Genomic DNA, 25,509 nt, shown 5'->3' on the forward strand with positions numbered 1-25,509 from the left:
CACCTCCCCCACCGCCGGCAGCTCACCCGCCGCCGGTGGCGGTGACTCCGCGGCAGGCGGCGTTCCGAGCGGTACGGCGGGGGGCGCCGCTGGTGGCGCGCAGTCGCTGCCGCCACTGCCGCCGGACTTCCAACCCGCCGCCCCCGCAGCGCCCGCGCCGGCCGCTGACGCGGCGTGGGTGTCGCCTCCCGATGCTTCCCGTCAGGGCGGGCAGGACGCTCCACGTGGTCAGGGCCCGGCGCAGCCGCAGGCTTCGCACGACGGCTCCGCCTCCCCCTACGCGCCGCAGCAGCCACAACAGCCGTCGCAGTCCGGTCTTCAGGACCAGCGGGGACAGCAGAGCCAGAGCCGGCAGCAGGGGCCGCAGTACGGTCAGCAGAGCCGCTACGGCTATCCGCAGGGCCCGGCAGCACAGCAGCAGCCCCCCGGTGGTGCCGCGGTGCCGCCCGCGCAGTCGGCCGGGCAACCGCAGGCGCAGCCGGGTTACCCGTTGCCGCAGGATCAGGCGCAGCCGGGTCAACCGGCGCACGGGCAGCAACGTCCGCCCGTGCCTCCGCAGAGCCAGCAGGGCTGGCCCGGACAGTACCCGGCCCCGGCCGCCGGCGCTCCGCAGCAGCCCCAGGGTCAGGGGCCCGGGCCCGTGCAGGGCAACGGCCCCGTTCCGGGGCAGAGCTCGCTTCCCGGGCAGCAGGTCCCCCCGCAGCCGCAACCGCCGCAGCCCCAGGCACAGCCCCAGCAACAGCCGCAGCAGCCCCCATTGCCGGGCCAGGGGCAGGCTCAGCCGCCTGCCTCCCCGGCACATCCGCTGCCGAGTGCCCAAGGACAGCCCCAAGCACAGCCGCAGGCACAACCCCAAGCGCAGCACCCGGCTCAGCCTCAGGGGCAGGTACCGGGTCAGCCGCACGCTCCGCTCCATCCGCACCCGGGCGCCGTCGACCCGCGGCGGACGGACCAGTCGGGTTCGCCGCTGGGATACACGGCAGCGGTCGAGTTGTCCTCGGACCGGCTGATCAACAGCAAGAAGAAGCCACGTCCGCAGTCGGGCAACAAGGGAGGTCGCTTCCGGTTCGGCGCCAAGAAGGAGGAGGCCGAGCGGCAGCGCAAGCTGGAGCTGATCCGCACGCCGGTGCTGTCGTGCTACCGGATCGCCGTCATCAGCCTCAAGGGCGGGGTCGGCAAGACGACGACGACAACGGCTCTGGGGTCCACGCTCGCCACCGAGCGCCAGGACAAGGTCATCGCCATCGACGCGAACCCGGACGCGGGCACGCTGGGCCGCCGGGTTCGGCGGGAGACGGGCGCGACGATCCGCGACCTGGTGACGGCGATCCCGTACATCAACAGCTACATGGACATCCGCCGGTTCACCTCGCAGGCGCCGTCCGGCCTGGAGATCCTGGCGAACGACGTCGACCCGGCGATCTCGACGACGTTCAACGACGACGACTACCGGCGCGTCATCGACATCCTGGGCAAGCAGTACCCGATCATCCTGACGGACTCGGGCACGGGCCTGCTGTACTCGGCCATGCGGGGAGTACTCGACCTGGCCGACCAGTTGATCATCATCTCCACCCCGTCCGTGGACGGGGCGAGCAGCGCGAGCACCACGCTGGACTGGCTGGCGGCGCACGGCTATTCGGACCTCGTGCAGCGGAGCATCACCGTGATCTCCGGGGTACGCGAGACCGGAAAGATGATCAGGGTCGAGGACATCGTCTCCCACTTCGAGACACGCTGCCGCGGCGTGGTGACCGTCCCGTTCGACGAGCACCTGTCGGCCGGTGCCGAACTCGACCTGAACATGATGCGGCCGCGGACGAGGGAGGCGTACTTCAACCTGTCCGCGATGATCGCTGAGGACTTCGTGCGTGCGCAGCGCGAGCAGGGGCTGTGGACGGCGGATGGCAACCCCCCGCCGCAACTCGCCCCGCCGATGCCCGGCCAGGGCGGTGTGCCCGGCCAGGGCGGTGTACCGGGACAGGCCCCGGCGGGGCAGCCCGGCGTCCCCGGGCCCGGCGGCCCGCCGCCTGCTCAGCCGCAGCCCCCGTACGGTGGGGGCGCCGGCTACGGCTACCCCGGTCCGCCCGGTGGCGCGGGTCAGCCCGGGCAGCCCCAACAGGGCAGCGGCTGGCAGCAGTAGTCACCGGCCGGCCCCCGCTCCGGTCGCACCCGGGGTCGGGGCCGGACCGTCGCCTCACAGGGACACCCTCACAGGGACACGCGGCACCTTTGCGCCACACAGGACGCGCGGCTGAGGCGAGCGAGCGCGCGGCAGCAAGCGGGAAGCAGCGGAGGGAGGGGCCTGCGGAAGTCTCCGCAGGCCCCTCCCTCCGCTGAAGAACGCTCAGTTCCCGTCAGCCGCCGCGACCGTCGCCCGCGCCTCGTCCACGTCCTGCGCCATCCGTGCCGTGAGCGCGTCGAGCGTGTCGAACCTCTCCTGGCCTCGGATGTAGTCGAGGAAGTCGACCCCTACGTGCATCCCGTACAGGTCCAGGTCCACGCGGTCGATCGCATACGCCTCGACGGTGCGCTCGGTGCCCTCGAACTGCGGGTTCGTCCCGACGGAGATCGCCGCCGGCATGGCCTCGCCCTCGACCGTGAGCCAGCCCGCGTACACGCCGTCGGCCGGAACGGCGGTGTGCGGGAGTGTGTCGAGATTCGCCGTGGGGTAGCCCAGGTCCCGGCCGCGCTGCGCTCCCCGCACCACGATCCCTTCGACCCGGTGCGGACGGCCGAGCACTTCGGCCGCACCGCGCACATCGCCCTCGCCGACAAGCCGCCGCGCCATGGTGGAGGAGAACGCCTCACCGCTGCGGTCACGCTCGAAGAGGTCGACGACGATCACCTCGTAGTCGTAGGTCTCCCCCAGCTCGGCGAGGGACGCCACGGTGCCTTTCGCCTTGTGGCCGAAACGGAAGTTGGGCCCCTCCACGACACTGCGCGCGTGCAGCTTGTCCACCAGGACCTTCACCACGAAGTCGGCGGGCGAGAGCTGGGAGAACTCGGCGGTGAAGGGCAGCACCAGGACGGCGTCCACGCCGAGTTCGCCCATGAGCTCCGCGCGCCGGTGGTGCGGCGCCAGCAGCGGGGGGTGGCTCCCGGCCCGCACCACCTCGCTGGGATGCGGGTCGAAGGTGACGGCGACGGCGGGCACCTGAAGCTCCCTGGCGCGCTGTACCGCCTTGCCGATGATGAGCTGGTGCCCCCGGTGCACCCCGTCGTACGAGCCGATGGTGACGACGCTGCGCCCCCAGCCCTCGGGGATGTCCTCCAAGCCACGCCAGCGCTGCACGTCTGCTCCTCGTCGCTACCTGGTTCGCCAGTGTCTTCAGCCGATGGTGATGACGATGGGTCTCGCCGGTCCAAGGGTGCCATGCCATGCGCCTCCACCCCGCACGGACCCACCTCCAGACCGGTCGGCGCACCGGCGGACGGGCACCGACGGCCCACCGCGACTCTCCCTCGGCCGGTCGTTCCGTCGCGGGATCACCCGGACCGTTCGGGGGCGAGCCGGGCAAGCGTCCGGTCGAAGGCGGCGGCGCCCCGAGCGATCGTGCCCATGCGGAGCCCGATCCGCCGTACCAGCTGCTCCTCCCGTCCCTGCCCCTTCTCCCCAGGGTCCGAGGGCGCCTGCCGAGACACCTTTGAAGGTGCCTGCCATGACGCGTCCGCGGGTGCCTCTCCGGACACGTGAGGGGGCACGTGCCCAGGCGCCTCCGCGACCGGGCGGTGGTCGCCCTGGCGAGGGGCCGGCACCGCCCCGCCCCGCACCACCGCCTCCAGCGCGGCCTCCAGGACGGAGGTCTCGGACTCGCCGGCCACCAGAAGCTCGAGCAGTTCGTCGCGGACGCGGCCGTGGCCGGCGCCGAGCGTACGGGCCAGCCGCGTCCGGAACGCGGGCCCCTGGTCGCGCAACAGCTCCCCCACCAAGGGGCGCAGCACCGCGCGGGCGGCGGGCCCGTGGCGGAGCCTGACCTCCACGTAGGCGGCCACGTCCTCGCGGGCGAGCCAGGGGCTCACCGCCGCATGCGCCCGCACGAGCACCGCCGCCCGTCGGGCGAGGGCCGGGATACGCAGGCAGGCGAGGGACCGTACCGCCTGGGATCGCGCCGCGGCGGAGGCGGGATCGGTCAGCAGCGCGTGGAAGGCGGCGAACACCTGCTCAGGGTGGGTCGTACACGCGGTGGCCAGCGCGGCGGCCAGTTCGCTGCCACCCGTTGTGGCGAAGCGCCGCAGCGCGGCCTCCAGGTGACGCGGACGGCTGCGCGGATCACGCACGAGCACGGCCAGCGCGAGCTCGTGCGAACCGTGACTGTCCGCGCGGCGCAGCAGCGCCCGGGCGGCCCCGCGCAGCGACGCGCGGTCGTCTTCCGTGCCGTTCCGGCGGGCGAGCCGTACCGCGTAGGTGGCGGCGGTCGCCGCTCGTTGGTCGCGCGGGTCCCGCGCCCACCGGCGCACCGCGCGACACAGCGCGGACGGCTCGTCGGCGGCCAGCTCGGCGAGCAGGTCGTCGGCGCGGGGGTGCGTGACCGTCGCGAGCGCGTCACACAGGTCGTCCACGGCGCACCCTCGGTGGGTGTGGAGGAGCGCCTGTGCGGCCGCCGCGACGGTGGGCGGAGGCTCGCACGGCATGTCCGCCCGTCTTCGCAACGGGCGCAGGTCGCTGAACCACTCGCACAGCAGTGGCTGAAGGGTGCGGGGCTGGGCTGCCAGCAGCTCGCCCAGTACGTCCACGTACCGGTCGCGTCGGCGGCCCTGTTCCCGCAGAGCGTCCGCGGGCGGGTCGACGGGCAGCAGCAGACGCAGCAGCTCCGCCTTGTGGTCCGCCCGCAACGGCAGCGCGCGCCAGAAGCCGGGGCCGAATCCGTCCTCCGTTGCGGCGTCGTACCCCCGGTCGGCCACGTACGCTGCCAGGCCCCTGAGCACCTGCGGGTACAGGTGCGCGTCCGGCATCCGCAGCAGCGTCTCTCCCAGCAGGTGCGCGGCCCACCACACCGCGTCGGTATCCGTGCTGCCTGCTGCGAGGACGTCCACCAGCGGGCGCAGGCGCGGCGCGAGGACTTCCGGGCCCTCCCTGCGGTCGCAGAGCAGGAGCGCCTGGACAACGGGGCCGATGCGGTGCCTCGGCACCGGCGCCCCGCCGGCTCGGTCCCTCTCGTGGACGAGCGTCTCCAAGGCTCGGTCGAGTTCCAGATGGCCGCCCTGGAGCCAGTCGGCGAGTTCCTCGTCCACGAAGCGGTACCCGTCACCCGCCGGTGCGAGGGCGCCCTCCGCGAGCACAGCGGAGGCCCATCCGCCGCTCCAGGGGAAGAGGCCGTCGAAGAGCGCACGGCTCAGCTCGCCGCCTCCGTCTTCCAGGCAGCGCCGCGCGGCGTCGTGCAACTGTCCCGACACCCGCGCCGCGAGCCTGCGGACGGTCGCGGGGGGTGGTGCTGCGGGCGGAGGCGTCGCTCGGCGCGGCGTCGCGGGGTCCGATCGCACCGGTGCCGTTCCGTCAGCGTCCTCCGTCGCGCCGCTTCCCGCCCGCGCGGCGAGACGGTGTGCGACGCGCAGGCAGAGCAGGTCGAAGAAGGCGGAGAGGATCTCGTGCCGTGCCGGCCGTGGCGCCCCACTTCCCGGCCGCGCCTCGCACGCGCTCCCCGCCGACCGGGACTGGTCTCCCGCCGTCTGCGGCTCGCCGCACTCGCCACGGAAGCCCTGTGCGGCACGTACCTGGGCGAGCATCCGGATGGCGAGGGGGTGCCCCGCGTCACGGGGCGCCAGGACATCGTCAGGCAAGCCGTAGGCGGCGCGGACGCGGGCGGCCTGCTGCGGCGACAGGCCGCCCAGCCGGACGCACCCGGCAGCCGACCGCGCGGTGTACAGCATGTCCGAAGGGAACAGCGCGCCGGTCCGCTCCCAGTATTCGGGGCGGCAGGCCACGGCGAGCCGTACGCCGGTCGTCCGCAACCAGCCGGCGGTGCGCACGGCCCACTGGCGCAGCACCGATGCGAGGGAGGGCGGCATCTCCTCCGGCGCGTCCAGAAGGACGAGGAGAGGGCGGCCCGCCGCACGTGCCAGGCGGGCCACCACATCGGGGTCCGTGTCGCGGGGATCGCCGATGACGGGTGTACCCCCTCCGGCTCCCGCACGGGCAGAGGGCGACGCAGCGGCCAGGTCCCGGCCCGCCGCTGCGAGAGCGCGGCCGACGGCGTCCCGCAGGCTGCCGTCGCCCGCCCGCAGATCGGCGCCGCGCAACCAGACGCTGGGAGCGGGGACGGTACCTCGCGCACGGCGGGAGGCAAGAGCCGCCAGCTCGGTGGTGCGGCCCGCGCCCGGGTCTCCGGTCAGGGCGACGACGGTGGCCGGGCTGCGACCGAAACGGTCGAGCGTCTCGGCCACCACGGGACGGGCGACCGCGTGGGCGCAGCGCTCCGTCACCCGGCTCACCGAGGCCGCCGCCAGCCGCAGCACTCCGGCCAGGTTCAGGTCGGGCCCGAATCCGGGCGCGCAGGCGGCGTTGCGCCGCAGCAGCAGGCCGAGCGGCCCGTCGGGGGTGAGCTCCGCTGCGGCGTGCAGTGGTACCGCGAAGGCGTGGGAAACCTCCTGGGAGGTGTGCAGCGCGGTGCCCAGGACGCCGAGGACGGCGCTCGTGGCCGTGTCCACGACGGGGGCGCCTGTCGCCTTGGTGGACAGCCGCAGACGGGCGCAGTCCGCCTCGGGCAAATCCAGCCTGAGCAGCCGCTCCAACCGGTGGTGGCGGGCGGTGGAGGTGTAGGCGGCGCCCGAGGGACCGTTCAGGGTGGCGGAGACGGTGCCATCGGAGGTGAGCAGGTGGACCGGGCCGCCCGCGTGCGGGCGTTCCCGTCCGATGACCAGCGGCTCGACGTCCAGCCCCTGGGTGCGGACGAGCGCCAGGTCCCACTCGGGCAGTGGGGTGATGTCGCGGTCCGCTGCCAGGCAGCTGCCAGTACCCGCACGCAGGACGAGCTTGGCGAGACCGTCCACGGCTTCGTGGCTGGTGACGACGGTGCCGCACGCGTCGGCGAGGAATCCGACCCCGCGCTCCCGGCCCGTCAGGTCGCAGACACGCACCAGCGTGGGTCTGCCGCACACCGCCGACATCCGTGCACCTCCGTGCTGACCCCGCCCACCTCGCAGACTCGACCGTAGAACGGTGCTGGTCAGCGGCGACAGGTCCGGCACGGAACGCGCCCCCATCCGCGCCCGCGTTTCACACCGAGCGCCCGCCCATCCAGGTGAAGCGCCGTCCCCCACAGGAGACGAAGGCACAACCGACACACGAAGGCGAAGGCACGTCCGTCTCCGGCGGGGCTGTCACCCACACGGAGACGCAGACGAAGGCGAAGGCGAAGGCGGAGGCGGAGGCCGAGGCGCAACCAGATCAGGCAGCGCCGTCACCCACACGAAGACGGAACGTTGCTCCCCGCGCGGCTCGGCGCCCCGCGGGACTCAGCGCCGCGCGCGACTCGGCGCCCCGCGTGGCGACACCCGCCGCAGCTGTCCCTCACACGAAGACAGCCAGGCTCCTGGCGCGGCCGTCCCGCTGCTCCACCAGAGCGACGAACTGCTCCCCGGGAGCGAACACCGCGACAGGGCCTGGGCCGAACTGCGCCGCCGGCATGCGCAGTTGCACGCCGTTTCCGATGCGGCGCGCTTGTTCCTCATCGACGTCCCAGCGGGAGAACGCCGCCGCCGCTGCCTGCCCCAGCGGGAGGAGAGGCAGTGGCTCCTCCGCGTCCACCCGCTCCTGGAGCTGTGCCAGCGTGTGCGCGCCGTCCAGCCCGTAAGGCCCCACGCGCGTGCGCCGCAGCGCCGTCAGATGGCCGCCCGTACCGAGGGCCGCTCCCAGGTCACGGGCCAGCGCCCGCACATACGTGCCGGAGGAGCAGACCACCGAGACCAGCAGGTCGGTGACCGGGGTGCCGTCCTCGGCCGCCTCCTCACGCACGTCGTGGACCAGGAACGAGGAGACGGTGACCGGCCGTGCCGCCAGCTCCACCTCCTCGCCCTCGCGTACCCGGGCGTAGGCACGTTTGCCGTCGACCTTGACCGCGCTGACCGCTGAGGGGACCTGCTCGATCCTTCCGGTCAGTGCGGCGACGGCGGCGTCCACGCGTTCCCGTTCGAGACCTTTGGCGCCCTTCGCGCCGGTGATCTCACCCTCGGCGTCCTCGGTCACCGTCTCCTGGCCGAGCCGGACGGTGGCCACGTACTCCTTCTCGGTGAGGGCGAGGTGCCCGAGCAGCCGGGTCGCCCGCTCGGTGCCGAGGACGAGCACGCCGGTCGCCATCGGGTCGAGCGTGCCCGCGTGACCGACGCGCCGGGTGCGTGCCATACCGCGCAACTTGGCCACGACGTCGTGCGAGGTGAACCCGGCGGGCTTGTCGACGACGAGCAGCCCGCCCGGGCCGTTGTCTCTCTTGCGTGCCACGGTTCAGGCGCTCTCGTCCTCGCCGTCGCCAGCGTCCTCGGGCCCGTCGGTCTCGGACTCGCCCGGCTTGCGGTACGGGTCGGCCTCCCCTGCGTACGAGGCGCCCGAGGAGGCCTTGCGCACCTCCTCGTCGGCGGCCCGGGCGCGGGCGAGCGCGTCGTCGATCGTCTTGGCGTTCTCCGGCAGCGCGTCCGCGACGAACGCCAGGCTCGGCGTGTGCTTGATGCCCGCCGCCCGGCCCACCGCGGTGCGGAGGACGCCCTTGGCGCTCTCCAGCCCGGCCGCAGCCGCCTTGCGGTCCTCGTCGTCGCCGTAAACGGTGTAGAAGACCGTCGCTTCCCTGAGGTCGCCGGTGACCCGGGTGTCCGTGACGGTCACATGTGTGCCGAGCCGCGGGTCCTTGATCCCCCGGTGCAGCTTCTCCGCGACCACCTCACGGATGAGGTCCGCCAGCCTCTGGGCCCGTGCGTTGTCGGCCACTGGTCCGTCTCCTTGCTCCGCGCCGCGCGCTCGCACGCGCGGCGGCTTCCTGCGTCTGTTCGCGTTTCCGCGTCTTGTTCGTTCCCCAGCCTTCTCCCGCTCCGCGGGCCGGCTGGGTCCGGGTGCCCGAGTCAGGCTGCCCGTACGGACCCGGGTTTCCCCATGTCCGTCCGCATCCGGGCTCGGACCCGGCGCCGGTCCCGATGACGGGACCGGTACGAACCCGGTCCATGTACCCGGTCGCCGGAAATCCCGGGTACCGGGCGTCCGGCTGGTCTACTCGTCGTCTTCGCCGTGGAACCGCCGCCGGACGGACAGCAGCTCCACCTCGGGGCGTGCCGCGACCAGCCGCTCGCAGCGGTCGAGCACGTCGGTCAGATGCCCCGCGTCCCCGGAGACAGCCGCCAGACCGATGCGGGTCCTGCGGTAGAGGCCTTGCTCACCCGTCTCCGCCACACTCACCGCGTGCTTGCGCTGCAACTCGGCGAGGAGGGGGCGGACGACGGAGCGCTTCTCCTTGAGCGAGTGCACGTCGCCGAGGAGCAGATCGAAGGACAGCGTCCCTACGTACATACAGTGCGGGTCATGCCACCCGTGGGGCACTTGGGGCGCCGCCGGCGGCAGCCGGTGGCGTACGCGTCACTCGCACCGTACACGCAACGGCCGGGGCCGATCGACGGAATAACTTCCGCCGGTCGGCCCCGGACCATGAGACAGGGTCAGCCGCGGGGCTTCTCCCGCATCTCGCCCACCCGTCGCCCGACCACCACCCCCCAGGGTGGTGGTCCGAGCGGAAGGGAGCCATCAGCCGCGGGGCTTCTCCCGCATCTCGTAGGTGGCGATGACGTCGTCCACCTTGATGTCGTTGAAGTTGCCGAGGTTGATACCGCCCTCGAAGCCTTCGCGGATCTCGGTGACGTCGTCCTTGAAGCGGCGCAGGCCCTCGATGTTGAGGTTCTCCGCCACGACCTTGCCATCGCGCACGACGCGGGCCTTGGTGTTCCTGCGCACCTCGCCGGAGCGGATGAGGACACCGGCGATGTTGCCCAGCTTGGACGAGCGGAAGATCTCGCGGATCTCCGCCGTACCCAGCTCGACCTCTTCGTACTCCGGCTTGAGCATGCCCTTGAGGGCCGCCTCGATCTCCTCGATCACCTGGTAGATGACCGAGTAGTAGCGGACGTCCACGCCCTCGCGCTCGGCCATCTGCGTCGCACGCCCCTCGGCGCGGACATTGAAGCCGATGACGATGGCGTCGGAGCCGGTCGCCAGGTCGATGTCGGTCTCGGTGACCGCACCCACACCGCGGTGCAGGATGCGCAGGTCGACCTCTTCGCCGACGTCGAGCTGGAGCAGGGAGGACTCCAGGGCCTCCACCGAACCGGACGCGTCGCCCTTGATGATGAGGTTGAGCTGCTGCACCTCGCCCGCCTTGAGCACCTTGTCCAGGTCCTCCAGGGAGACGCGGCGGGTCCGCTTGGCGAAGGCCGCGTTGCGCTCGCGCGCCGCGCGCTTCTCGGCGATCTGCCGTGCCGTGCGGTCCTCGTCCACCACCAGGAAGTTGTCGCCGGCGCCCGGGACGTTGGTCAGACCCAGCACCAGGACGGGGGTCGAGGGACCCGCTTCCTTGATGTTCTCGCCCTTGTCGTCGAGCATCGCGCGGACGCGGCCGTAGGCGTCGCCCACCACCATGGTCTCGCCGACCTTGAGCGTGCCGCGCTGGACCAGCACGGTGGCCACGGCGCCGCGACCGCGGTCGAGGTGTGCCTCGATCGCGAGGCCCTGCGCGTCCTGGTCGGGGTTGGCCCGCAGGTCGAGCGAGGCGTCCGCGGTGAGGACGACCGCCTCCAGCAGCTCCTCGATGTTCAGCCCCTCGCGCGCCGAGATGTCGACGAACATCGTGTCGCCGCCGTACTCCTCGGCCACCAGCCCGTACTCGGTCAGCTGACCGCGGACCTTGGTCGGGTCGGCACCCTCGACATCGATCTTGTTGACCGCGACGACGATCGGGACCTCGGCCGCCTTGGCGTGGTTCAGCGCCTCGACGGTCTGCGGCATCACGCCGTCGTTCGCCGCGACCACGAGGATCGCGATGTCCGTCGACTTGGCACCACGGGCACGCATGGCGGTGAACGCCTCGTGACCCGGGGTGTCGATGAAGGTGATCCGGCGCTCCTCGCCGTTCACCTCCGTCGCCGCCTGGTAGGCACCGATGTGCTGGGTGATACCGCCGGCCTCGCCCGCGATGACGTTGGTCTTGCGGATCGCGTCCAGCAGGCGCGTCTTACCGTGGTCGACGTGGCCCATGACGGTCACCACCGGCGGACGCGGCATGAGCGCCGTCTCGCCGCCCTCGTCCTCGCCGAACTCGATGTCGAAGGACTCGAGCAGCTCGCGGTCCTCCTCCTCCGGGCTGACGATCTGGACGACGTAGTTCATCTCGTCGCCGAGCAGCTGCAGCGTCTCGTCGGAGACGGACTGGGTCGCGGTGACCATCTCGCCCAGGTTGAACATCACCTGGACCAGCGACGCCGGGTTGGCGTTGATCTTCTCCGCGAAGTCCGTGAGCGAGGCACCACGCGACAGCCGGACGGTCTCGCCCTTGCCGCGCGGCAGCATCACACCGCCGACGGACGGCGCCTGCATCTGCTCGTACTCCTGGCGCCTCTGCCGCTTCGACTTGCGGCCGCGACGCGCCGGACCGCCGGGACGGCCGAAGGCGCCCTGCGTGCCACCACGGCCACCGGGACCACCCGGACGACCGCCGAAGCCGGGACGACCGCCGCCGCCACCCGGACGACCGGCGAAACCGCCGCCGCCACCCGGACGGCCACCGCCGCCGCCACCGGGACGACCGCCGAAGCCGGGACGGCCTCCGCCGCCGCCACCCGGGCGGCCACCGCCGCCGGGACCGCCACGGCCCGGGCCCGGACGCGGACCCGCGGCCGGACGCTGCGGCATCATGCCGGGGTTCGGACGATTACCGCCGGGGCGCGGCCCGCCGCCCTGCGGGGCCTGCGGACGCGGCATGTTGCCCGGCGAGGGACGCTGGCCACCGGGGGCCTGCGGACGCGGGCCGCCGCCCTGGGCGCCGCCGCCACCGGGACCCGGCTTGGGAGCGCCCGGCTTCGGGGGCTGGCCCGGCTTGGGCGCGCCACCCGGACGGGGCGCCTGCGGGCGCGCCATCCCGGTGGAGCCACCGGAGGTGAAGGGGTTGTTGCCCGGACGCGGGCCGGCCGGACGGCCGCCCGGCTTGGGGGCCTGGCCGGGCTTGGCGCCCTGGCCGCCGCCCTGCGGACGGCCCTGGCCGCCCGGCTTCGGCGCCTGGCCCGGCTTGGGGCCCTGGTTGCCGGGACGCGGACCGCCCGGCTTCGGCCCGCTCGGGGCCGGCGGCGCCTGGAAGTCCGGCTTGGCCGGTGCGGCGGGCTGCGGACCCGGCTTGGGCCCGGGCTTGGGGCCCTGGCCCGGCTTCGGGGTCTCGGCGGGGCCGGCCTCGTCCTGCGCCGGGCTCGGCGCGGGGGTGACCGGACCCTCGGGGGCCGGCTTGGGCCCCGGCTTGGGCGCACCCGGCTTCGGTGCGCTCGCGCCCGGCTTGGGCGCGGCGGGCCCAGGGGCGGCCTTCTTGGGCGCCGCGGGCTTCGCGGCGGACTTCTTCGCGCCACCGCTCGCGTCGAACGCGTCAGTCAGTTTTCGGACAACCGGCGCCTCGATGGTCGAGGACGCCGAACGGACGAATTCGCCGAGTTCCTGGAGCTTGGCCATGACGACCTTGCTCTCGACTCCAAGTTCCTTGGCGAGTTCGTATACCCGGACCTTAGCCACTTCGCTCCTTACGGCCCGGGGGAGATCGTCCGCCGGACCTTCGCTACTGATGCATGGGCGTACTCATCGCGTACTCATCGAGTGCTCATCGCAATCTCGACCTACTTCCCACTCGCGAGGTACCTCTCCCCGTACGGACGCTCCGTACGGGCTTCTTTCGGTGCTTGTGCGTTGCGCTCCACCTGCTCGCGCAGCTGTGCGACGTCGAACGGACCCGGACCCCGGAAGGCCCGGTTGAACGCCCGGCGCCGGACGGCCTGCTCAAGACAGGAGGGAACGGGGTGCAGATACGCACCCCGACCGGGCAGCCTACCGCGAAGATCGGGGATCACGCTGCCCCCGATCAGCACCACTCGCAGCAGAGCGTCCTTGTCGGCGCACTCCCGGCAGCCCACGCAGGTCCGCTGAGGGCGCGACCGACCGCGCGTCCGGCCAGACACTGGTTAAGTCTACCTCCCCGAAGCCCCGTAACCCCTTGGGGGGCAAGGACGTCGTTACGCATTCGCAGCCGGAACGCAAGCATCCGACCACACACCGTGGCCGGACCGCGCCGGGCGGCGGATCTCAGTCCTGGTCAGCCACCTGGCCGGCGGCGTCGTCCGCGGCGGTGGCGTCCGCGGTGTCCGGACGGATGTCGATGCGCCAGCCGGTGAGCCGGGCGGCCAGCCGGGCGTTCTGCCCCTCCTTGCCGATGGCCAGTGACAGCTGGTAGTCGGGCACGGTGACGCGCGCCGACCTGGCGGCCAGGTCGATGATCTCCACCTTGCTGACCCGCGCGGGCGAGAGCGCGTTGGCCACCAGATCCGCCGGCTCCTCCGACCAGTCCACGATGTCGATCTTCTCACCGTGCAGCTCCGCCATGACGTTGCGCACCCGGCCGCCCATCGGGCCGATGCAGGCGCCCTTGGCGTTGAGCCCCGAGCGCGTCGACCGCACGGCGATCTTGGTGCGGTGGCCGGCCTCGCGGGCGATGGCGGCGATCTCCACCGAACCGTCCGCGATCTCCGGGACCTCCAGCTCGAAGAGCTTCTTCACCAGGTTGGGGTGGGTGCGCGACAGCGTCACAGAGGGACCGCGCACACCCTTCGCCACCCGGACCACATAGGTACGCAGCCGGGTGCCGTGCGCGTAGTCCTCGCCGGGCACCTGCTCCTGCGGCGGCAGGATGGCCTCCAGCTTGCCGATGTCCACCAGCACGCTCTTGGGGTCCTTGCCCTGCTGCACGACGCCCGCCACGACGTCGCCCTCCCGGCCCGCGTACTCGCCGAAGGTGACCTCCTCCTCGGCGTCCCGCAGCCGCTGCAGGATGACCTGCTTGGCCGTCGTCGCGGCGATGCGGCCGAAACCGGTGGGGGTGTCGTCGAACTCCCGCGGCTGGGCGCCCTCTTCGAGCTCCTCGGCGCTCTCCTTCGCCCAGACCGTCACGTGCCCGGTCTTCTGGTTCAGCTCGACGCGGGCGTCACGCCGGCTGCCCTCGGTGCGGTGGTACGCGATGAGGAGGGCCGACTCGATCGCCTCGACCAGCAGATCGAGGGAGATCTCCTTTTCCCTGACCAGCCCACGCAGGGCACTCATGTCGATGTCCACGGCTACGCCTCCTCCTCTTTCTCGTCGTCTTCGGCGGCTTCGGCGGCCCCCGCCGCGGACGTCGGCCGCGCTGCGCCGGCGGCGTCCGCGGCCTTGCGGTTGAACTCGATCTCGACCCGCGCCTTGGCGATCTCCTCGAACGCCAGCCGGCGGGAAGTCGGCTTGCGCCCCTTGACCCCCGGCACCTGGAGGTCGACACCCTCCTCGTCGACACCGACGATCCGGGCGGTCACCTCGCCGCCGCCCGCCTCGTCGGTCAGCTGCGCCTTGACGAGCCGTCCGGTGGCGCGGCGGTAGTGCCGCTGCTCGGTCAGCGGGCGGTCGGCCCCCGGCGAGGTGACCTCCAGCACGTACGGGGCGCCGCCCATCGCGTCGCTCTCGTCGAGCAGTTCGGAGAAGGCGCGGCTCAGCTCGGCGCAGGTGTCCAGCTGGACCCCGTCGTCAGCGTCCACGACGACGCGCAGCACGCGCCGCTTTCCGGCCGGGGTCACTGCGATCTCTTCGAGATCCAACCCCCTCTTGCTGACGAGCGGTTCCAGCAGTCCGCGCAGCCTCTCGCTCTGGGTGGTGCTCATCCGGGTGACTCCTCGGCCGCGTGTGCTGTTGTAGGGGGGCCTCGTGACAGGGGCGTGTCGCCGCCCAAGCCTATCGTCTGTGGCGGGCTGCGCGGACCCGGTTGCCGAACGCGCGGTCGCGGGGACGACGGCGCCCCGCGGGCTGCCGCCCCGGCTGCCCGGCTGCCCCGGCCGACAGTGTGAGATGCACGGCGACCGGCGCACGGCCGCCCACAGCGTCAGGTGCACGACGTCCGGTGCGCGGCGACCGGCGCACGGCGTCCGGTGCGTGGCGCCCAGTGTGCGGCGTCCAGTGCACGGCGACCGGCGCACGGCGCCCGGTGCGTGGCGCCCAGTGCACGGCGACCGGCGCACAGCGTCCGGTGCGTGGCGCCCGGTGTGCGGCGTCCGGGTGCGTGAACGTTCCGGCGGGGTGGCCCGCGGCAGCGTGGGGAAGCCGCCCGGGTACTCTCGCGGGGCGGTGAGCGGCGTGCCGCCACGGTGCCCCCAGGCCCGGTCCGGTCCCGTCCTGCGCGTGCCCGCCACCGGGCGGTCCGCCCGTCCCCCCGCCCGAGCCGAGCCCGCCGTCCACCTTCAGGGAGTGCACATGTCGCTCACCCCGTCACCGGCAGCGGCCCGACCGCGCCGCAGGTCGCTGCTGACCGGCGCGCTCGGCGCCGGTGGCGCGGCTCTCGCACTGCCGCTCACCGCGGGCTGCACGGACGCGGCGGACGGGACGGACGACGCGGCGCGCCAGGAGGCCGCCGCCCGGCTGCGCAGCCGGGCGGCCCACGACAGCGAGCACCTGCTGGCCCGCTACGACGGCACCGCGAAAGTGCACCCCGCCACGGCCGCGCGGCTGCGCCCGCTGCGCGCGGAGGTCGCCCGGCACGCCAGGGTGCTGCGCGGCAGCGAGTCCGGCACCGGCTCCCCCTCCCCCGCACCGTCCGGTTCTCGCGGCTCCCCCTCGCCCTCGGTCCCGCCGCGGCGGGACCGGCAGCCGGGCAGCGGGGCGGATCCCAAGCCGTCGGTGAAGCCGCCCAGCCCGGACACCTCCTCGGTCCCCGAGGACGAGCAGAAGGCTCTCGCCGCGCTCGCCGAAGCCGAGCGGTGGCTCTCCGCCGCTCGGACGAAGGCGCTCGCCGCGGCGCCGCCCCAGGTCGCCAGGCTGCTCGCCTCGATAGCCGCCTGCGGTGCGGCGCACAGCTTCCTCCTCGACGAGCACAGCAAGGCCTCGGGCGGAGACGGACAGGACGCCCGAGGCGGCGGCAAGGACGACGGCGGACAGGGCGCGGAGGCGACGGACGGATGAGGGAACTGAGCGCCGTGCAGGCCGCGTTGCGTGCCGAGCACGCCGCCGTCTACGGCTACGGAGTCGTCGGCGGACGCATCGATCCTGACCGCAAGAGCCAGGTGCGGGAGTGCTTCGACGCCCACCGCTCCCGCCGGGACGCGCTGCGCCGCACGATCCGCTCGCTGGGCGGCGACCCGGAACCGGCCGCCGCCTCCTACGCGCTGCCCTTCGCCGTGCCCGACAGCGACGCCGCCGTGCGCCTCGCGGCCCAGTTGGAGGACCGCCTCGCGGGGGTGTACGCCGATCTGGTGCGGGCAAGCGAGGGAGGGCGGCGGCGTGCGGCTGCCGACGCGCTGCGCGAGGCCGCGGTCCGCTCGGTGCGCTGGAAAGGCAGCGGTGTCGCCTTCCCCGGCCTCACCGAGCTGGGAGCGGGGGAGGCACCCGCCTCCCCCTCCGGCGGGCCGAACGGCTCGGGCGCTCCCGATGCCCTGTGACCGTCGTGACCGTCCCCGACCGCCCGTAGAACCCGCTGCCGCCTGACCCCACTGTCGTGTCGCGCTGACGAAAGGTCCGCCCCGGAATGGCTTCCGTGCTGCCCCTCGACCCCCCGCAGCGGCTCGTACGTGCCCTGGAGGCGCAACCCGACCGGGAGGCGGCCGACGCCGCACGGGGCTGGCTGCGGGGACTGCCCGCGCTGCTTCGGCGGTGGCTGGAGCAGTGGGACCTGGACGCGGAACGGGTGGTGACACCGGGCGGGCGCAGCAGCCTCGTCGTGCTGGTCAGGCAGGCGGACGGCACGCCCGGTGCGCTGAAAGTGTTCGCCCCGCAGGAGGCGTCGGCGCCGGTGCGGGCCGCCCGCGAGCGCGAGACGCTGACCGCCTGGCACGGACTGGGCGCCGTGCGGGTGCTGCGCGCGGCCGAGGAGGAAGGCGTACTGCTGTTGGAGCGGCTGCGGTGCGAGGTGTCGCTGCGGTCGCTGCCGGAGGCCAAGGCCACGCTGGAGGCGGTCTCCGTCGTCCGGCGCCTGTGGGTACCGCCTCCCGCCGAGCACCGCCTGGAGACGGTGGCGGCACACACCGCGGCCGAGGCGGCGACGATGCGTACCGCCGTGCCACCGGACGCGGAGCCGCTGGTGGCCGCGGCCCTGGAGGCCCGCGAGGCGATGCTGGCCGAGCCGGCGCCCGGGCCCGAGGTGCTGCTGCACGGCGACTTCCGGCAGGGCGCGGTGCTGGCCGCCGCCACACCCGAGCAGCGGGCCCGCTGGCTCACCGTGGGCCCCGACCCGCTCATCGGGGAGCCGGCCTACGACCTGGCACGGCTGGTACGCGACCGGCTGCACGACCTGATGGCGTCCACCGGCTCGGCGGCGGCCACCCGCAGACGCGTCAACAAGCTCGCCGACTCCCTGGACGTACCGCGCGAGCGCGTCCGCCAGTGGGCCCTCTACCGTGCGGTCGAGTCCGCCTGCCGCCATCACGCGGCGGGCAACGGGCCTGACGCCGAGATGCTCCTGGAGTTCGCCGCCTGGCTGTGACCGGGGCCCCGGCACAGCGGGGCCCCGTGCGGTGGGTCAGCCCTGGGTGAGGCGGGCGATGGCCTCGTCGACGGGCAGTTCCTCGCGCTCACCGGTGCGCCGGTCCTTCAGTTCCACACGGCCGTCCTTGATGCCGCGCCCGGCGATCAGGATGGTCGGGACGCCGATCAGCTCGGCGTCGGTGAACTTCACGCCGGGAGAGACGCCGGCGCGGTCGTCGACCAGCACGCGGACGCCTGCCGCGCCGAGCCGCTCGGCGATCTCCAGCGCCGCCTCGGTCTGCTGCGCCTTGCCCGCCGCCACGACGTGGACGTCGGCCGGGGCGATCTCGCGGGGCCAGCACAGCCCCTGCTCGTCGGCGTTCTGCTCGGCGAGCACGGCGACGGCGCGGGAGACGCCGATGCCGTAGGAGCCCATCGTGACGCGGACCGGCTTGCCGTCCTGGCCGAGCACGTCCAGCTCGAACGCGTCGGCGTACTTGCGGCCGAGCTGGAAGATGTGCCCGATCTCGATGGCGCGGTCGAGCTCGATCCCCGCGCCGCAGTTCGGGCAGGGGTCGCCGGGCTCGACGACGACCACGTCGAGGTACTGGTCGACCTCGAAGTCGCGGCCGCAGACCACGTTGCGGGCGTGCTTGCCCTCCTCGTTGGCGCCGGTGACCCACGCGGTGCCCGGGGCCACGCGCGGGTCGGCCAGGTAGCGGAAGGCCTTGCCGGCCATGCCGCCCTGCGGGCCGATGTAGCCGCGTACGAGGTCGTCACGGCCCTCGAAGTCCTCGGCGGTGACGACCTCGACCTCGGCGGGCGCCAGGTGCTCGGTGAGCTTGCCCAGATCGACCTCGCGGTCACCGGGGACGCCGACCGCGGTGATCTCGCCGTCGACCTTCACCAGCAGGTTCTTCAACGTGGCGGAGGCGGGCACGCCCAGGTACGCGGCCAGGGTCTCGATGGTGGGGGTGTCCGGCGTGTCCAGCTTCTCCACCGGGCCGTGGCCCTCCGTGGAGGCCGGCTTGACGGTGACGGAGACGGCCTCGGTGTTGGCCGCGTAACCGCACTGCGGGCACTGCACGTACGTGTCCTCGCCGGCCGCGGCGGGCGCCAGGAACTCCTCGGAGGCCGAGCCGCCCATGGCGCCGGAGATGGCCGAGACGATCCGGTAGTCCAGGCCGAGGCGGTCGAAGATGCGCTGGTAGGCGACGCGGTGGGCGGCGTAGGACTCGGCGAGTGCCTCGTCGGACACGTCGAAGGAGTAGGAGTCCTTCATGGTGAACTCGCGGCCGCGCAGGATGCCGGAGCGGGGGCGGGCCTCGTCGCGGTACTTCGTCTGGATCTGGTAGATCGTGACCGGCAGGTCCTTGTACGAGGTGCACTGGTCCTTGACGACCTGCGTGAAGATCTCCTCGTGGGTGGGGCCCAGCAGGTACTCGCCGCCCTTGCGGTCCTTGAGCCGGAAGAGGAGGTCGCCGTACTCCTCGTAGCGGCCCGAGACCTCGTAGGGCTCCTTGGGCAGCAGCGCCGGGAGCAGCACCTCCTGGCCGCCGATCGCGTCCATCTCCTCGCGGACGACGCGGGTGACGTTCTCCAGCACCTGCTTGCCCAGCGGCAGCCACGTCCAGATGCCGGCGGCGGTGCGGCGGACGTACCCGGCGCGGACCAGCAGCTTGTGGCTGAGCGTCTCGGCGTCGGCCGGGTCGTCACGCAGCGTCTTCAGCATCGACCGGGACAAACGCTGGACACGGGCTGCCATGGGGACTCCTGCTCGGGCGGTACTGGCGACATCGACGGAACTCGTCGATGCGGAGCCTATCCGGCCGGACCGACCGCACGGAAACCGAATGTCACCGCCTGCGCAGCGGCAGCGGCGCCCCCATCACCGCGTACGGCTGCGGCGCGCTCGGGAACTGCACCCGCCGTGCCAGGTCGCGGTAGCCGAGCCCGTGGTAGAGGGCCCGGGCCGGGCTGTCGGTGTCGAGGGCGGAGAGCAGGGAGCGGGGTTCGGCCGCGCCGTCGGTGAGCCGGGTGATCAGTTCCCGCCCGATTCCCCGGTGCTGGAAGGCGGGGTGGACGTGCAACTCCGTGATGACGAAGGCGTCCTCCAGCCACCCCTCGTTCCCCTCCTGGCGCAGATACGGCTCGACCACCGTGGACCACCAGTGCGAGCGGTCGTTCGGCATGCCGTAGACGAAGCCGACCAGACGGTCACCCTCGGTGGTGGCACCCAACGCGCGCGCGCCCGGCGAGGTCATGTGGCGCTGCACGATGTACTTGCGCACCCCCACCTCGTCGTCGGTCAGGCCGAAGGCGACGGCCTGGACGGCGAGCGCTTCGTCGACGCGCGCGGTGAGGTCGAGCGGGCCGGTGACCACTTCCCGGGGGTCCGGGAGCTGAGCCCCGGCTGTGTGCGGCATGGCGGGGAGGCTACTTCCTCCACCGTGCCCGCGCGAAGAGGCGGCACAACGGCAGCCGGGGGCGGGAACGCGAGGCGGGGGCGCGGACGTGAGCCGGAGCCCGGTACGGGGCCGGGCGACCGGTCGTGCTCGGCGGCAACGGTCGCCTGTCCGGACGGTCAGAACAGGACGCTGGTGAACGTGCCGATCTCGCGGAAGCCGACGCGGCGGTAGGCAGCCCGCGCCGGGGCGTTGTAGTCGTTGACGTACAGGCTCACCAGCGGGGAGACCTCGCGCAGCGCGTAAGCGAGGACGGCTGCCATCCCCGTCTCGGACAGCCCCTCGCCGCGCCGGTCGGGGGCCACCCACACGCCCTGGATCTGACAGGCCTCGGGGGTGGCGGCGCCGATCTCGGCCTTGAAGACCACACGGCCGTCCTCGATACGGGCGAACGAACGTCCGGTCCCCACGAGTTCGGCGACCCTCGCCTGGTAGACGAGCCCGCCGTCGCCGGCCAGCGGGGAGACGCCGACCTCCTCGGTGAACATGGCCACGCAGGCCGGCAGCACCACGTCCATCTCGGTCCTGGCGACACGGCGCACCAGCGGATCGGGGGCGACCTCGTCCGGCATCCGGTCCGCGACCATCAGCGGCTGGCTGGCCCGCACCTCGCGGGCCGGGCCCCACGACGGCTCCAGAGCGGCCCACAGCGCCCTCGTCGGGCCCGCCGGGCCGACGAGTGACGAGCAGCGGCGGCCCTGGCGGCGCGCCCGCTCGGCGAACGCGCGGACCGCCTCGGGGCCCGCGCACAGCGGAACGAGGTTGGCGCCGTTGTAGCAGAGGGCCTCCAGGCGCCCGTCCCGGTACCAGCCCCACATCTCGCCGCCGAGACGCCACGGGTCCAGGCCCGAGGCCAGAACGCGGGCGGTGACGAAGGCGTTGTTCACCGGCTCCCGGCGGAGCACACGGAGCGCCTCCGGGAGCTCGGCGGGTCCGACGACCCTGAGGGAGGTGGTGGTCAGCAACGTCTCGGCGCCTCACCGTACGGCCCGTGGGCGTGGGGAACGATCTGCTGGCACTGTACCCGGGGCCAGAGCATCACGCCGCCGCACGGCCGTGGCCGGCCGCGCGGCGAGAGCGCGCCTGAGCGGTCGTACGCAGAGAGCACGCGCAAGCGTACGACGAGAGCGCGTGCGCGGGCGTACGGCGAGAGCGAACAAGGGCGGGTCGGTATGGACGGGAGCGCGCACGGGCGGGCCGTGCGGACCGGTCGTGGGGCTGCTACAGCCCGGCGACGGCCTCCGCCGCCGGCGTGCGGGCCGCACCCGACGGACGAGCCGCACCCGACGGACGGGCCGCGCCCGCCGGGACCACGACCGGTGAGAGCCGGACCGACGACCCCCGGACCCTGGTCAGCCCGCCGTGGTCACCACGGGCTCGCCGGAGGCGACGCCGTCCTTCTCCATCTGCTCGGCGATCTTCATGGCCTCGTCGATGAGCGTCTCGACGATCTTCGCCTCGGGAACGGTCTTGATGACCTCGCCCTTGACGAAGATCTGGCCCTTCCCGTTGCCGGAGGCCACACCCAGGTCGGCCTCGCGGGCCTCGCCCGGGCCGTTGACGACACAGCCCATGACGGCGACCCGCAGCGGGACGTCCATGCCCTCAAGACCGGCGGTGACCTCGTCGGCGAGCTTGTAGACGTCCACCTGGGCGCGCCCGCAGGACGGGCAGGAGACGATCTCCAGGCCGCGCTGGCGCAGCCCCAGGGACTCCAGGATCTGGATGCCGACCTTGACCTCCTCGGCCGGCGGCGCCGAGAGGGAGACGCGGATCGTGTCGCCGATCCCCTCGGACAGCAGCGCGCCGAAGGCCACTGCCGACTTGATGGTGCCCTGGAAGGCCGGGCCCGCCTCGGTGACACCCAGGTGCAGCGGGTAGTCGCAGCGCTGGGCCAGCAGCCGGTAGGCGTTGACCATCACGACGGGGTCGTTGTGCTTGACCGAGATCTTGATGTCCCGGAAGCCGTGCTCCTCGAAGAGTGAGCACTCCCACAGCGCGGACTCGACCAGCGCCTCGGGGGTGGCCTTGCCGTACTTCTCCAGGAGCCGCTTGTCCAGGGAGCCCGCGTTGACGCCGATCCTGATGGGCGTGGAGGACGCGGACGCCGCGTGGGCGATCTCCTTGACCTTGTCGTCGAACTGCTTGATGTTGCCGGGGTTGACGCGGACGGCGGCGCATCCCGCGTCGATCGCCTGGAAGACGTACTTGGGCTGGAAGTGGATGTCGGCGATCACGGGGATCTGCGACTTGCGGGCGATCGTGGCGAGCGCGTCCGCGTCGTCCTGAGTGGGACACGCCACGCGGACGATCTGGCAGCCGGAGGCGGTCAGCTCCGCGATCTGCTGCAGCGTCGAACCGATGTCCGAGGTGCGGGTCGTGGTCATGGACTGCACGGACACGGGCGCGTCTCCACCGACGGCGACCGTTCCTACCTGGATCTTCCGGCTGACCCTGCGGTCGGCGAGCTTGGCCGGAACGTCCGGCATTCCGAGCGAAATCGCTGTCATCAGCGTGCAACCCCAACGGTGTCGTTCAAGTCCCGGGTTCGGCGGGCTCCAGGCACCCGAGATTACGGCACCGGTGACCCGCCGGGCACATCGTTCCCCGGAAAATGCCGCATAAGGTGACGCCCGCACCCGAATCGCACGGGCGCCACGGGTGGCGAACGCGCGTCCGGCTACCCGGTGAGTCTGACCGGATTCACCACGTCGGCCACCAGCACCAGAAGAGTGAAGCAGAGGAAGACCCCGGCCACCACGTAGGCGATCGGCATCAGCTTGGCGACGTCGAACGGACCCGGGTCGGGGCGCCGGAAGACCTTCGCGAGGTTCCTGCGCAACGACTCCCACAGCGCCCCCGCGATGTGCCCGCCGTCCAGCGGCAGCAGCGGCAGCATATTGAACAGGAACAGGCTCAGGTTGAAGCCCGCCACCAGCAGCAGCATCGTCGCCACCCGCTGGCTCGGCGGGATGTCGAGCGAGAAGACCTCGCCACCCACTCGCGCCGCACCCACCACGCCCATCGGCGAGTCCTGCTTGCGCTCCCCACCGTCGAACGCCGCGTTCCACAGGTCCGGTACCTTGCCGGGCAGGTCGACCAGCGCCTGGACGCCGTTGACCATCATGTCGCCCATCCGGTCCACGGCCTGCGGGAACGACTGCTGCACCACGCCGCTGGCCGGGGTGAAGCCGAGGAAGCCCGCCGTGACGTACTCGTCGGGGACGTAGCCGCCGTTGCCGTCGGTCTTGGCGACCTTGTTCTCGATCAGGTCGGCGTGCAGCGTACGCCGGTCGCCGTCCCGCTCCACCGTGAGCGTGGCGGGGCCCGTGGTGTCCCGGATCCGCTGCTGCAGCTTGTCCCAGTCCTCGACGGGCTTGCCGTCGAAGGAGACGATCGTGTCGCCAGGCCGCAGCCCCGCCGCCTTGGCCGGGGAGTCCTTCGCGGAACCGGGGCACTTGTCGGTCTGCGCCGAGGCGGGGATCACACAGTCGGACACCGTGGAGACCGTGGTCGTCTGGGTGTTGATGCCGAAGGTCATCAGCACCGTCAGGAAGATCACCACGGCCAGGATCAGGTTCTGGAACGGCCCGGCGAACATCACCACCACGCGCTTCCACGGCTTGCGCGTGTAGAGCATCCGGTGCTCGTCGCCCGGCTGGAGCTCCTCGTAGGCCGCCGCGCGCGCGTCCTCGATCATCCCGCGGAACGGCGAGGTGGAGCGCTTGCGCACCGCCCCGTCGTCCCCCGGCGGGAACATGCCGATCATGCGGATGTAGCCGCCGAGCGGCACCGCCTTGACGCCGTACTCCGTCTCCCCCTTGCGCTTGGACCAGACCGTGGGTCCGAAGCCCACCATGAACTGCGGAACCCGGACGCCGAACATCTTGGCAGTCGAGAAGTGCCCCAGCTCGTGCCAGGCGATGGAGAAGAGCAGGCCGACGACGAAGACGACTATGCCGAGGATGGTCATGAACGCCGTCATGCGCGAGCCTCCGCTGGTGCTGTGGCGGACCGTGCCGCCAGTTCACGGGCGCGGGCGCGCGCCCAGGTCTCTGCGGCGAGGACATCGGGAAGGGTCAGACCGGTTCCGGCCGGGGTGCCGTGCTCCTCCACCACAGCCGCAACCGTATCCACGATGCCTGTGAACGGCAGCCTTCCCGCGAGAAACGCCTCGACGCACTCCTCGTTCGCCGCGTTGAAGACCGCCGGCGCCGTGCCGCCCAGCGCCCCCACACGGCACGCCAGCGGAACGGAGGGGAACGCCTCCTCATCCAGCGGGTAGAAGTCCCAGGACATCGCCTCGGTCCAGGAGAAGACCGGACCGGCCTCGGGCACCCGCTCCGGCCATCCCAGGCCCAGCGCGATCGGCAGCCGCATGTCCGGCGGACCGCACTGCGCGAGGGTCGATCCGTCGGTGAACTCCACCATCGAGTGGACGGCCGACTGGGGGTGCACCACCACCTGGATACGTTCGAACGGAATGTCGTAGAGCAGGTGTGCCTCGATGACCTCGAGGCCCTTGTTGACCAGGGTGGCCGAGTTGATGGTGATGACCGGGCCCATGTCCCACGTGGGATGGGCCATCGCCTCCTCGGGCGTCACGTCCGCCAGCTGCGCCCTGCTCCGCCCCCGGAACGGCCCGCCCGACGCGGTGACCAGCAACTTGCGCACCTCCGCGCGGGTGCCGCCCATCAGCGCCTGGAACAGTGCCGAGTGCTCCGAGTCGACAGGCACGATCTGGCCCGGCCTGGCGACCGCCCGCACCAGAGGCCCCCCGACGATGAGCGACTCCTTGTTGGCCAGCGCCAGCACCCGCCCGGCCTCCAGCGCCGCCAGCGTCGGCGCCAGACCGATGGACCCCGTGATGCCGTTGAGCACCGTGTGGCAGTCAGAAGCGGCCAGCTCGGTCGCGGCGTCCGGGCCCGCCAGCACCTGAGGCAACGGCTCCGCCGCCCCGTAGGCCGCACGGAGCGCCTCCCGCAGCTCGGGCAGCGTCTCCTCACGAGCCACCGCGACACTGCGGACGCCGAGTTGGCGCGCCTGCCGGGCCAGCAACTCCGCCCGGCCACCGGACGCGGCCAGCGCGGTGACCCGGAACCGGCCGGGATTCTTCAGCACCACGTCGACGGCCTGGGTGCCGATCGAACCCGTCGAGCCGAGGATCACGATGTCGCGCGGTGCGGTGCCCGCTTCCGGCGCGGCGCCGGGATCACGCAGATGCGGGTCAGCGAGGGAGTCGGTCATGCCCCTATTGTGTCCGCTCCGTGAGCGGGCCAGGACAGCGCACCGGGGTACACCGCCCCCGGCGTACCCGTCGACAGGCGCACCCGGGGGCGGTGTACCCCGGTGCGC

Annotated in this window: 18 protein-coding genes and 1 pseudogene; 4 read left to right on the forward strand and 15 right to left on the reverse strand. The window is 72.9% G+C overall.

What is annotated here, in order from left to right:
- Positions 1-103 precede the first annotated feature (103 nt).
- A pseudogene (locus AB8Z75_RS11315) lies at positions 104-2,143 on the forward strand (AAA family ATPase); the annotation flags it as partial.
- A gap of 204 nt (positions 2,144-2,347) precedes the next feature.
- Here the strand turns inward: AB8Z75_RS11315 and AB8Z75_RS11320 are convergent.
- From AB8Z75_RS11320 to rimP, 9 genes are all read right to left on the reverse strand, one after another.
- A complete protein-coding gene (locus AB8Z75_RS11320; protein WP_369201346.1) occupies positions 2,348-3,295 on the reverse strand; it encodes a bifunctional riboflavin kinase/FAD synthetase in 948 nt (315 codons plus the stop codon).
- A 194-nt stretch (positions 3,296-3,489) separates the two neighbouring features.
- Positions 3,490-7,107 carry a serine protease gene (locus AB8Z75_RS11325; protein WP_369201347.1) on the reverse strand — a complete coding sequence of 1,206 codons (3,618 nt, stop codon included), beginning with the start codon at positions 7,105-7,107 and terminating at the stop codon, positions 3,490-3,492.
- Between the two features lie 403 nt (positions 7,108-7,510).
- Positions 7,511-8,437: a tRNA pseudouridine(55) synthase TruB gene (gene truB, locus AB8Z75_RS11330; protein WP_369201348.1), complete on the reverse strand. Its 927-nt coding sequence runs from the start codon at positions 8,435-8,437 to the stop codon at positions 7,511-7,513.
- Between the two features lie 3 nt (positions 8,438-8,440).
- Positions 8,441-8,917 (reverse strand): 30S ribosome-binding factor RbfA, encoded by a 477-nt coding sequence (rbfA, locus tag AB8Z75_RS11335; protein WP_369201349.1) that lies wholly within the window; start codon positions 8,915-8,917, stop codon positions 8,441-8,443.
- A 276-nt stretch (positions 8,918-9,193) separates the two neighbouring features.
- Entirely contained in the window at positions 9,194-9,490 is a 297-nt protein-coding gene (locus AB8Z75_RS11340) for a DUF503 domain-containing protein (protein WP_369201350.1), read from the reverse strand.
- 231 nt (positions 9,491-9,721) lie between these two features.
- Positions 9,722-12,739, reverse strand: a complete 3,018-nt coding sequence (gene infB / locus AB8Z75_RS11345) for a translation initiation factor IF-2 (protein ID WP_369201352.1) — start codon at positions 12,737-12,739, stop codon at positions 9,722-9,724.
- A 101-nt stretch (positions 12,740-12,840) separates the two neighbouring features.
- Complete coding sequence (locus tag AB8Z75_RS11350) at positions 12,841-13,179, reverse strand: YlxR family protein (RefSeq protein ID WP_369201353.1); 339 nt, start codon at positions 13,177-13,179, stop codon at positions 12,841-12,843.
- Positions 13,180-13,303: 124 nt separating this feature from the next.
- Positions 13,304-14,326 (reverse strand): transcription termination factor NusA, encoded by a 1,023-nt coding sequence (nusA, locus tag AB8Z75_RS11355; RefSeq protein WP_369201354.1) that lies wholly within the window; start codon positions 14,324-14,326, stop codon positions 13,304-13,306.
- Between the two features lie 2 nt (positions 14,327-14,328).
- Positions 14,329-14,901, reverse strand: coding sequence for a ribosome maturation factor RimP (gene rimP, locus AB8Z75_RS11360; RefSeq protein WP_369201356.1), 573 nt, complete (start codon positions 14,899-14,901; stop codon positions 14,329-14,331).
- A gap of 586 nt (positions 14,902-15,487) precedes the next feature.
- On the opposite strand from rimP, the gene AB8Z75_RS11365 reads away from it, so the two are divergent.
- The 3 genes from AB8Z75_RS11365 (at position 15,488) to AB8Z75_RS11375 (ending at position 17,708) form a co-directional block, all read left to right on the forward strand.
- Positions 15,488-16,192: a hypothetical protein gene (locus AB8Z75_RS11365; RefSeq protein ID WP_369201357.1), complete on the forward strand. Its 705-nt coding sequence runs from the start codon at positions 15,488-15,490 to the stop codon at positions 16,190-16,192.
- Positions 16,189-16,668: a ferritin-like domain-containing protein gene (locus AB8Z75_RS11370; protein ID WP_369201359.1), complete on the forward strand. Its 480-nt coding sequence runs from the start codon at positions 16,189-16,191 to the stop codon at positions 16,666-16,668. The genes AB8Z75_RS11365 and AB8Z75_RS11370 overlap by 4 nt, the downstream gene beginning before the upstream one ends.
- 86 nt (positions 16,669-16,754) lie before the next feature.
- Complete coding sequence (locus AB8Z75_RS11375; protein ID WP_369201360.1) at positions 16,755-17,708, forward strand: aminoglycoside phosphotransferase family protein; 954 nt, start codon at positions 16,755-16,757, stop codon at positions 17,706-17,708.
- 36 nt (positions 17,709-17,744) lie between these two features.
- Here the strand turns inward: AB8Z75_RS11375 and AB8Z75_RS11380 are convergent, their stop codons facing one another.
- The 6 genes from AB8Z75_RS11380 to dxr all read right to left on the reverse strand — a co-directional run bounded on the left by AB8Z75_RS11380 (position 17,745) and on the right by dxr (position 25,401).
- Positions 17,745-19,454: a proline--tRNA ligase gene (locus AB8Z75_RS11380; RefSeq protein ID WP_369201361.1), complete on the reverse strand. Its 1,710-nt coding sequence runs from the start codon at positions 19,452-19,454 to the stop codon at positions 17,745-17,747.
- Positions 19,455-19,545: 91 nt separating this feature from the next.
- Entirely contained in the window at positions 19,546-20,115 is a 570-nt protein-coding gene (locus AB8Z75_RS11385) for a GNAT family N-acetyltransferase (protein WP_369201362.1), read from the reverse strand.
- Positions 20,116-20,273: 158 nt separating this feature from the next.
- Positions 20,274-21,119 carry a GNAT family N-acetyltransferase gene (locus AB8Z75_RS11390; RefSeq protein WP_369201363.1) on the reverse strand — a complete coding sequence of 282 codons (846 nt, stop codon included), beginning with the start codon at positions 21,117-21,119 and terminating at the stop codon, positions 20,274-20,276.
- Positions 21,120-21,506: 387 nt separating this feature from the next.
- A complete protein-coding gene (gene ispG / locus AB8Z75_RS11395; protein ID WP_369201364.1) occupies positions 21,507-22,664 on the reverse strand; it encodes a flavodoxin-dependent (E)-4-hydroxy-3-methylbut-2-enyl-diphosphate synthase in 1,158 nt (385 codons plus the stop codon).
- 170 nt (positions 22,665-22,834) lie between these two features.
- On the reverse strand, positions 22,835-24,139 hold the full coding sequence (locus tag AB8Z75_RS11400; protein WP_369201365.1) for an RIP metalloprotease: 1,305 nt from the start codon (positions 24,137-24,139) through the stop codon (positions 22,835-22,837).
- Entirely contained in the window at positions 24,136-25,401 is a 1,266-nt protein-coding gene (gene dxr, locus AB8Z75_RS11405) for a 1-deoxy-D-xylulose-5-phosphate reductoisomerase (RefSeq protein WP_369201366.1), read from the reverse strand. The genes AB8Z75_RS11400 and dxr overlap by 4 nt, the downstream gene beginning before the upstream one ends.
- Positions 25,402-25,509 lie beyond the last annotated feature (108 nt).

Source organism: Streptomyces sp. PU-14G, from assembly GCF_041028275.1.
Lineage (GTDB): Bacteria > Actinomycetota > Actinomycetes > Streptomycetales > Streptomycetaceae > Streptomyces.

Excerpts from the sequence above, each read along its gene's own strand:
- AB8Z75_RS11325 (WP_369201347.1), bottom strand. The coding sequence starts at position 7,107 with ATGTCGGCGGTGTGCGGCAGACCCACGCTGGTGCGTGTCTGCGACCTG.
- AB8Z75_RS11370 (WP_369201359.1), top strand. The coding sequence starts at position 16,189 with ATGAGGGAACTGAGCGCCGTGCAGGCCGCGTTGCGTGCCGAGCACGCC.
- ispG (WP_369201364.1), bottom strand. The coding sequence starts at position 22,664 with ATGACAGCGATTTCGCTCGGAATGCCGGACGTTCCGGCCAAGCTCGCC.
- AB8Z75_RS11380 (WP_369201361.1), bottom strand. The coding sequence starts at position 19,454 with ATGGCAGCCCGTGTCCAGCGTTTGTCCCGGTCGATGCTGAAGACGCTG.
- AB8Z75_RS11365 (WP_369201357.1), top strand. The coding sequence starts at position 15,488 with ATGTCGCTCACCCCGTCACCGGCAGCGGCCCGACCGCGCCGCAGGTCG.
- AB8Z75_RS11400 (WP_369201365.1), bottom strand. The coding sequence starts at position 24,139 with ATGACGGCGTTCATGACCATCCTCGGCATAGTCGTCTTCGTCGTCGGC.
- rimP (WP_369201356.1), bottom strand. The coding sequence starts at position 14,901 with ATGAGCACCACCCAGAGCGAGAGGCTGCGCGGACTGCTGGAACCGCTC.
- AB8Z75_RS11385 (WP_369201362.1), bottom strand. The coding sequence starts at position 20,115 with ATGCCGCACACAGCCGGGGCTCAGCTCCCGGACCCCCGGGAAGTGGTC.
- dxr (WP_369201366.1), bottom strand. The coding sequence starts at position 25,401 with ATGACCGACTCCCTCGCTGACCCGCATCTGCGTGATCCCGGCGCCGCG.
- AB8Z75_RS11375 (WP_369201360.1), top strand. The coding sequence starts at position 16,755 with ATGGCTTCCGTGCTGCCCCTCGACCCCCCGCAGCGGCTCGTACGTGCC.
- AB8Z75_RS11340 (WP_369201350.1), bottom strand. The coding sequence starts at position 9,490 with ATGTACGTAGGGACGCTGTCCTTCGATCTGCTCCTCGGCGACGTGCAC.